The sequence below is a fragment of the Sinorhizobium sp. BJ1 genome (assembly GCF_002531555.1).
GTDB classification, from domain to species: domain Bacteria; phylum Pseudomonadota; class Alphaproteobacteria; order Rhizobiales; family Rhizobiaceae; genus Sinorhizobium; species Sinorhizobium fredii_B.
This window is the reverse complement of sequence record NZ_NWTH01000017.1, coordinates 136,352-144,048: the sequence shown is the minus strand read 5'-3', so window position 1 is coordinate 144,048 and position 7,697 is coordinate 136,352. Positions and strand designations below refer to the sequence as shown.

Sequence of the window (7,697 nt, the reverse complement as noted above, 5' to 3'; positions counted from 1 at the left end):
CCACCAGGAGACCGCGCCTCCAAACCCGACCTCTCCCGCGTCAGCGGGTTAGTTCAATCCCTGTGTTTTCAATGCTCAGCGTCCGTGGGTGGCCGAACGTGCCCGCGCGCCGCCGGATCAGAAGCACCCCACTGCTGGAAATTGAATTGTGCCTGCGTGAGCGACAGCGTCCCATTAGGACCGCCTCGAACGTCGCCAGCATCGTGGACGTCCTGTCCGTCATCTTCCCAGAAACATACCGCGCATATTTCATACCCGCCCCGTTCATGCAGCGTGCGGAAATGGCAGCACGGACACCGATTGGCAGGAATGTTTGAGAGAGGTTTTCTAACGTTGTCAAACTCCATTACCCAGGATGAATGTCCCAGAGCAACTTTGTCAACAGGACCTGGGTGAACTTGAATAGTTTCGTGAGCCATAGGCTTTTACTGACAAGGGCAACCGCCGAATAGAGAAGTGCTTGCCCTAGGACTTGCAGCCTTCAGCCTACCTCAGCAAGGCGGCCGTCACCGGAGGGGTACACTGCGGCAGCAGATCTCGCAACTGCAGGAAAGGACCGCGTGGTTTTCCGCCCAGCGGAACGCCACGTCGCAGGTTTCTGGGAAATGCGAGCCGCTTGCTGCCGGTGGTGCGGCAAAGCATGACCTGCAGAGAGCCTCCTTGTGGCTGCCGGAGCGGATGTAACAGGGCAAGCGGCTCCCGCGTTAAGTTTCAAAAAGGGCATTATTGCTAGCTTCTATCGACCGCATCCGGGCACCATCGGGGATAACAGGAGCGGAATGTTTGCGGTCACAATCTCTCAGCGTGTATTCAGCGCTTACTTCGCGGTCTGAGACCGTTCTCTGCGTCCCCTTGACCCGTATCCCGGATACGCCATATCTTAGATTAGGGTGTATAGGAGTGCAGACATGGCCGCTAAGGATCGGATCAAGAAATATCGAGAAAGCGGCGGAGCAGCAGACCTCGTGAGAGTGGAGGTTCTCGTTCCGAAGGCGAAGCGCGATGAGATCGTGAATCAAGCAGCAGACTTGCGCGAGAGACATCGCCTCGAAAAGCGCCTGGCCGACTTTATCCAGGTCGCAACTGAAAGGTATGGCTTGCGGGTCTTTGATAATATCGACATCAGCAAGCTGGACGATCTGACGAGGAAAGCACGCGTCGTAGCTAACGCGTTGATGGAACGCGGCGATGCAAGAGCTTTTTCTATGGGTCGTAAGATGGCGACTGAACTGGGAGAGCTTGTCTAGATGGCCCTCACCCAAATCCAACAGGAGATAATGGCGTCCATAGCCAAGAACAGATCCGACACAAGCTACATCGCTGGCGGTCTGGTTCTGAACGCAAACTGGCCGCGTATCTCGGATGACATAGATATTTTCCACGACACCGATGAAGAGATTGGATCGGCTGCAGACAAAGACATCGAAACACTGAAGGCGGATAGCTTCGTGGTAGTGAAGGACATCGATGTCTATGGCTGCGTGGAAGCGACTGTGATGCGTGGCGGGGACAGAACTCTCGTACAGTGGATGAGTGAAACCCGCACTCGCTTCTTTCCCCTGATTCGGGATGAAGAATGGGGTGCACGCCTCCATCGCGCGGATCTTGCTGTAAACAAGGTTCTGGCCGCTTCGACGCGGACAAAGCCTCGTGATTTCGTCGATCTCCTGATGATAGATGCTCACATGTGTCGGCTCGGGCCTCTAGTTATGGCCGCGTCCGGCAAGCCGCCGAATTACTCGCCTTTGCGCTCTATCGACGAAATTCGCAGGCGAGGTCTTTCCGTAAGAGCAGACGAGTATACGACTGTACGCGGGCTGCCAGAAGACTGGACGGCCGAGATCATAAGGGACGAACTTGTCAGGACCCTTGATCGCGCGGAAAGCTACGTGCGTAACGCCCCTCCGGACTTAGTCGGAATCCTTGCCCTGAATGCCCACGGCGTCCCAGTCGAAGTTTACGACCTTTCCACCGATGGCATCGAATACCGAAGGTCTACGACAGAGCATGAAGTAGTCCCAGATCTTCCCGAAACACCTGCTGATTGGAGCTAGAAACCGGTGAGGAACTGTCGGTGGTCGTCGTTCGAGTTGCGAGTATTTGGAACACTCCGGAGGACTGGGCCGTCCCTCTTCGCCGATGGAGCGAAGGATCGCCGCGGCTTTCGTCACCAGAGGAATTCAACGTCGTGCGACGAGTTACCAGCGCGCTCGACCTCGGCTAGTTGCACCTTAATCGAGACGGCGATCGCTGAGGCGGAAAGCGCGCATCGCCAAACTTCAACCAGGGCTGAACGCCTCGAAAGCCTTGTCACCGGCCCTCGGGCGAACTGCATGCCGCCTCGAGTGCAGCGGAGTAGTCGCGACCGAGATAGCAGACGCGAAGTTTGTTCATATGATAACAATGCTGGGGCAGAGATTACGCTTAGTGTCCTCAATGGGGATTGATCCGCACCAGTTTGCCCTTGATTTCACCGGCCGCAGCGTCTAAAAGGGTCACATATGACCACTCTTAGGAGGCCATGATGTCAACCATCAGCCTGAAGGACGCCAAAGCTGGTTTCTCGAATATCGTGGATCAAGCTGCCGCTGGTGAGTTTGTCACGATCACTCGCCACGGCCGGGCAGCTGCAGTCCTCGTCTCTGTTGGAGCCGCGGAAGCGGCAAAGAAGGCGCTTCATAAAGAGCGCCCTAGCCTAGTCCATTACCTAACATCGTTCCCGGCCGACATCGATCTTGACGATGCTGTTTTCGCCCGAAATCCCGCTCCCTCGCGTAAGGTCGATCTGTGACCGGCTACCTTCTCGATACGAACGCAATTTCCATGTTTTCGCCCTCCAAGGCCACGGCCACGCCTGGATTTTCGGACTGGCTGGAAGAGAAGGAGCAGCTTAGCGGGGTCTACCTGTCAGCCGTTACCGTCCACGAAATTGAAAAGGGCGTGCGGCTTCTGGAAGCTAAGGGCGCGAAGGCCAAGGCGGCAGGGATCGAACTATTCTTGCAAGGGTTGATCGCCGGTTACAGTGACAGGATTCTGCCTGTTGACGCGGACGTTGCACGCGAAGGCGGCAAGTTGGAAGCCCGGGCCATTGCAGCCGGTCACAATCCCGGAGCGTCCGATGCCATGATCGCGGGAACCGCCAGCTTTCACCAGCTGACGGTCATCACGTCCAACCTGAAACACTTTCGTCCTTTCGGGATCAAAGTGAAATCCCCGGCTCAAGTGATCCCCTAATATATTATGCCGTGAGACTCGATGCAATTTCACGCCATGCACCGGCGACAAAGCATTTGAACCTAGCAATTCTGGAATCAAACTCCATAAATGTAAGGATAATTGAGCCCCATATTACCACCACGCTGACAGAACTCGTCGATACAAACCCCGCCCTCGCGCTTATCGGCCCACGGCAGGTAGGAAAAACGACGCTTGCACTCGCTATCGCCGAGCGGCGTCCCTCGATCTACCTCGATCTCGAGTCCGATGCTGATCGCGCCAAGCTCAGCGAACCGGGCTCTACCTCGAGCACCACGTGGACAAGCTCGTCATTCTCGATGAAGTTCATCGCCTCCCGAACCTCTTTCAAAACCTGCGTGGACTGATCGATCGCGCGCGACGATCGGGTAGAAGGGCGCGTTCGCGCAATTGTCACCGCCCGCCCGGCCGGGCGCCACGGCTTCGAGCCGCTCACTTGGACGCAGGTCACGGAAAATTCGAAATGTCCCAATCCCTCGGCGCAAGCGCGAGTAGGAATGCATCGAATGCCCTGCTGGTTTGTAGCTCAGGGGGCACATTGGATAGCCGAGCGCGGGATCGATTCAAGGAGGCGACGTGTATACGGGTGCTGCGGGTTGCTGATGACCCTCTCCGTCGGCCCCTCCTCGACGATCTCGCCAAGATAGAGGACATAAATGCGCTCGGTGATCTGGCGGACTACTGCGAGGTCGTGCGTGATGAAGAGATATGAGAGCTCGTGCTCAACTTGCAGGCGCCTGAATAGGTTGAGCACTTGCGCCTGCACCGAGACGTCGAGGGCAGATACTGGTTCGTCGCAAACGAGTATTGCCGGTTTGACAGCAAGCGCGCGTGCGATGGCGACTCGCTGGCGCTCGCCGCCCGAGAGCGACACCGGACGGCGCGTGGCGTACGCGGCAGACAAGCCGACTTCTGCCAGCAGCGACGCAATCCGTTCCGGCGTCGCTGGGCTGGTAGCGCCCGCCGACGCCCCGAGCGCCTCGCCCAGGGCCTGCCCGACGCTATGCCTGGGATTTAGTGTCGCATACGGATCCTGGAAGACCATCTGAATTGTCCGCCGAACGCGGGCGCGGTCCGCCTTCGCCATAGCGCCGAAATCCGCTGCCGCGATGCCGTTGATAAGGATGTCACCCGCAGTTGGCGTTTCGAGGCCGACGAGGCAGCGCCCGAGCGTGGTCTTGCCCGAGCCCGATTCGCCGACGAGGCCGACGCTTTCCCCGGGCATAATGTGTAGCGATACGTCCTTTACCGCGCAGACCGGACGGCCTCGTCTCCCCACGAATGTCTTGACGAGCGCGTCGACGCGAACGAGCGCCCCTGCGGTTTCTCCCGGACGCGGCGTTATCGGCGCCGCCGAGAGCGCCACCGTGCGCAGAGCGTCGAGATCGCCCTGGATCTCGTCCTGACGGATGCATGCAGTGAACCGATTCGCATCGCGAGCGGCCAGCGGCGGCTTGCCGGCGCGGCAAATCTGCTTCACCCAATCGCAGCGCTCGGCGAAACCACAGCTGTCGACAACATCGGCCGCACGCGGCACGGAACCCCGGATCGCGACGAGTCGAGGCACGCGCATATCGACCGGCGGTTCCGAAAGCAGAAGTCCTAAGGTGTAAGGATGGAACGGCTGACGCTCGATAGCTGCGGCGTCGCCGACTTCGAGCATTGAGCCGGCGTAGAGCACATAGATGCGCTGGCAGGTCGAGAACGCGAGCCGCAGGTTGTGGGTAATGAGAATGAGGCTCATCTGTCGCTCGCGCTGGACACGACGCAGGAGCTTGATGATCTCCGCCTGAGTCGTTACGTCGAGTGCCGTCGAGGGCTCATCGGCGATGAGCAGCTCCGGGTCGCGAGCAAGAGCGGCGGCAAGTGCGACGCGCTGGCACATGCCCCCAGACAGTTGGAATGGCATGCGGCGGGCTACATCCTCGTCGACTATGCCGACCTCTGCGAGTCGTCTTTTCACCTCCTCCGCTCTTGCGGCGCGTGAGGCGAATTCGGGCCTGTCGCGCAGCATCTCGTCAATGTGGTCGCCACTTCGCATGAGTGGATTCAGCATCGTGAACGGATCCTGCATAAGCATCGACACGCGAAACCCGCGGATCTTGCGGAGTTCGCTCTCGGCAAGCTGCATCAGGGGGAGGCCGTCGAGCGTGACGGCGCCCGTGGCATTTATGCCTGGCGGCAATATTCCGGCGATTGCCCGCGCCGTGAGCGATTTTCCGGACCCGGATTCGCCGACGATCGCAATGGTCTCGCCCCGCTCCACCACGATGCCCAAAGATGTCGTAATGGGCACCGCGCCGTGTGAGATCGCTAACCCCTCGACCTCGAGGAGCGGACCCTCTTGACCTGCCCGTGTCACGGCCGTGTTCACTTGGCAAACCGCTCGAACAGCCAGTCGCCGATGAGGTTCATGCTGACCGCGGTTAGGATGATCATTCCTGCGGGCAGGAGCAGCGCAACCGGATTGGAGAAGAGGATATTGCGGTTCTCGAAGAGCATCCGACCCCAGTCAGGGGTCCCGGGCTCAATGCCTAGCCCGAGGAACGACAGCCCGGCGAGATTGACCAGCGCGAAGGCAAAGTCGAGGACCACATACGCGAGGATGATCGGCGCGACGTTCGGGAGGATGTGCACGAACAGAATACGCGTCTTCGAGATGCCGAGAGTGCGAGCGGCTTCGATATAAGGAAGCGGTCGCTGCTCGAGGACTGCGCTCCGCACAATGCGCGTATCGGGAGCAGAGAAAAGGACAACCAGAACGAGGACGGCGATCCAGTATCCGCCCCCCACGGCGCCGACGACGACAACTGCCACGAGCGGCCCCGGCAACGAAAACATGAAATCCACCCAGCGCATAATTGCCGAATCGACCAGACCGCCGAGATAGCCCGAAAGAAGGCCAAGCAGGGTCGCGATCGCGAAAGCTCCGGCGGCGACAACGACTGGGCCGACCAGGGCCGCTCTCGCACCGTAGATCACGCGAGACAGCACATCGCGGCCGAGTAGATCCGTCCCGGCAATGTGGACTGGGGAAGGCGGCGCGTCGCCGACAGAGAGACGCTGGAGGAAGGGCGAGTCGGGGGCGATCCTCTCCCCAAGGACGGCGCAGATCACCACCGTGGTCATAATTAGCGCAGCAATGAGAATGGCGATTGGAACGCGCAATGGCCGCTTCCTGCTACTTGTCTCGCCGATGGCTGGGGCGCTCATGACGCGACTCTGCCGAAACGGATGCGCGGGTCGATCAGTGTATAGATCACGTCAACCGCAAGGTTGATCAGCACAACGAAGGCGGAGAATACCAGGGTGGTCCCTTGGATCGTTGGAATGTCGCGCTTCTGGATCGCATCGATCGTCAAGGCGCCGAGACCTGGCAAAGAAAAGGTGACCTCGACGTAAATTGTGCCGGCCACGATACCGACGACGACGAGCCCTGCGGCCGTGACCACCGGAATGAGAGAGTTCCTGAGCACGTAAGCAAACAAAATGCGTCGCGAACTCAGTCCTCGCGCCCGCGCAAACGTGACGTAGTCTCGGGCTAGCTCCTCGATCATTGCTGCGCGCGTGATTTTGACGACGAGCGCCATGACCGACATCGCAAGCGCTAGCGCAGGAAGCGTCAGGTGCCAGGCACGGTCGAGGAATCCCCTTCCCGGACCGAAGGTCGGGAACCAGTGTAGCAGAACGCCGAAGACATAGAGAAGGAAAATGCCGGTGACAAAGGCCGGAGAGCTGATGCCGAACACACCGAACATGACGACCGCCCGGTCGAGCCGCGTGCCACGGCGGAAGGCGGCGACCGCACCGAGCAGGATACCGAGGCCGAGAACAAGAGCAGTGCTCATCAAGCTGAGGAAAATGGTGACGCCGAGCCGATCCGCAATGGTGCTCGTTACCGCCCGGTTGCCCTGGATGGAGACGCCGAGGTCGCCTCGGATCACCTGCGACAGCCACGTGCCATATTGAACGAGGAACGGATCGTCCAAATGGTAACGCGCGCGGATGGCTGCGAGCGTTGCCGCGTCTGACGCGCGTGCGCCAAGCAGGGAGCGCACCGGGTCGCCGGGTGCTATGTGAACCAGGGTGAAGACGCCGAAGGAGATTATAAGGAGGAGTGGGATCGTCACGGCGAACCGTCGCGTGACGAAGACGACGAGACTCGAGCCGTCACCGGGGAGACCCGAGATAGCGGTCGAACCAGTCGATGGTGCGGCGCCATGCATCGGGCTGGTGCTCCCGTTCGCGCACGCTATGGCCTTCGCGCGGAAAGACGACTGGCTCCGACTCGACACCGGATTCAACGAGCGCCGCACATAGTTCCAGCCCGGCCGAACGGGGTGCATCGGTTCCTGTCTTCATGAACTATATGTCGGCGTCGTCGGCTTGTCGAGCCGGGTAATTGTCGAACGCCGAGCAGTCGCTACGGCGAAAACGATGAA

At 59.6% G+C, this 7,697-nt stretch carries 8 protein-coding genes; 5 read left to right on the top strand and 3 right to left on the bottom strand.

The genetic code is table 11. The features are described from left to right. The first annotated feature begins 908 nt into the window (after nt 1-908). From CO676_RS21005 to CO676_RS35730, 5 genes are all read left to right on the top strand, one after another. Nucleotides 909-1,247, top strand: coding sequence for a hypothetical protein (locus CO676_RS21005; protein WP_014763628.1), 339 nt, complete (start codon nt 909-911; stop codon nt 1,245-1,247). Then, nucleotides 1,248-2,054, top strand: coding sequence for a hypothetical protein (locus tag CO676_RS21000; protein ID WP_014763627.1), 807 nt, complete (start codon nt 1,248-1,250; stop codon nt 2,052-2,054). A gap of 470 nt (nt 2,055-2,524) precedes the next feature. Then, the gene (locus CO676_RS20995) at nt 2,525-2,791 is read left to right on the top strand and encodes a type II toxin-antitoxin system Phd/YefM family antitoxin (RefSeq protein WP_041414216.1); all 267 of its coding nucleotides are present in this window, start codon (nt 2,525-2,527) and stop codon (nt 2,789-2,791) included. Further along, nucleotides 2,788-3,234 (top strand): type II toxin-antitoxin system VapC family toxin, encoded by a 447-nt coding sequence (locus CO676_RS20990; protein WP_014763624.1) that lies wholly within the window; start codon nt 2,788-2,790, stop codon nt 3,232-3,234. Before CO676_RS20995 ends, CO676_RS20990 begins: the two co-directional genes overlap by 4 nt. A 56-nt stretch (nt 3,235-3,290) precedes the next feature. Further along, on the top strand, nt 3,291-3,602 hold the full coding sequence (locus CO676_RS35730) for an AAA family ATPase (protein WP_245424381.1): 312 nt from the start codon (nt 3,291-3,293) through the stop codon (nt 3,600-3,602). A 179-nt stretch (nt 3,603-3,781) separates the two neighbouring features. On the opposite strand, the gene CO676_RS20980 is transcribed toward CO676_RS35730, so the two are convergent. Genes CO676_RS20980 through CO676_RS20970 form a run of 3 tightly spaced genes read right to left on the bottom strand, consistent with a single transcriptional unit; the run spans nt 3,782 to nt 7,481 of the window. Next, nucleotides 3,782-5,617 (bottom strand): ABC transporter ATP-binding protein, encoded by a 1,836-nt coding sequence (locus CO676_RS20980; RefSeq protein ID WP_097522492.1) that lies wholly within the window; start codon nt 5,615-5,617, stop codon nt 3,782-3,784. Nucleotides 5,618-5,625: 8 nt separating this feature from the next. Beyond that, nucleotides 5,626-6,423 carry an ABC transporter permease gene (locus tag CO676_RS20975; protein ID WP_097522483.1) on the bottom strand — a complete coding sequence of 266 codons (798 nt, stop codon included), beginning with the start codon at nt 6,421-6,423 and terminating at the stop codon, nt 5,626-5,628. A gap of 41 nt (nt 6,424-6,464) precedes the next feature. Then, a complete protein-coding gene (locus CO676_RS20970; RefSeq protein WP_097522482.1) occupies nt 6,465-7,481 on the bottom strand; it encodes an ABC transporter permease in 1,017 nt (338 codons plus the stop codon). Nucleotides 7,482-7,697: the final 216 nt, after the last annotated feature.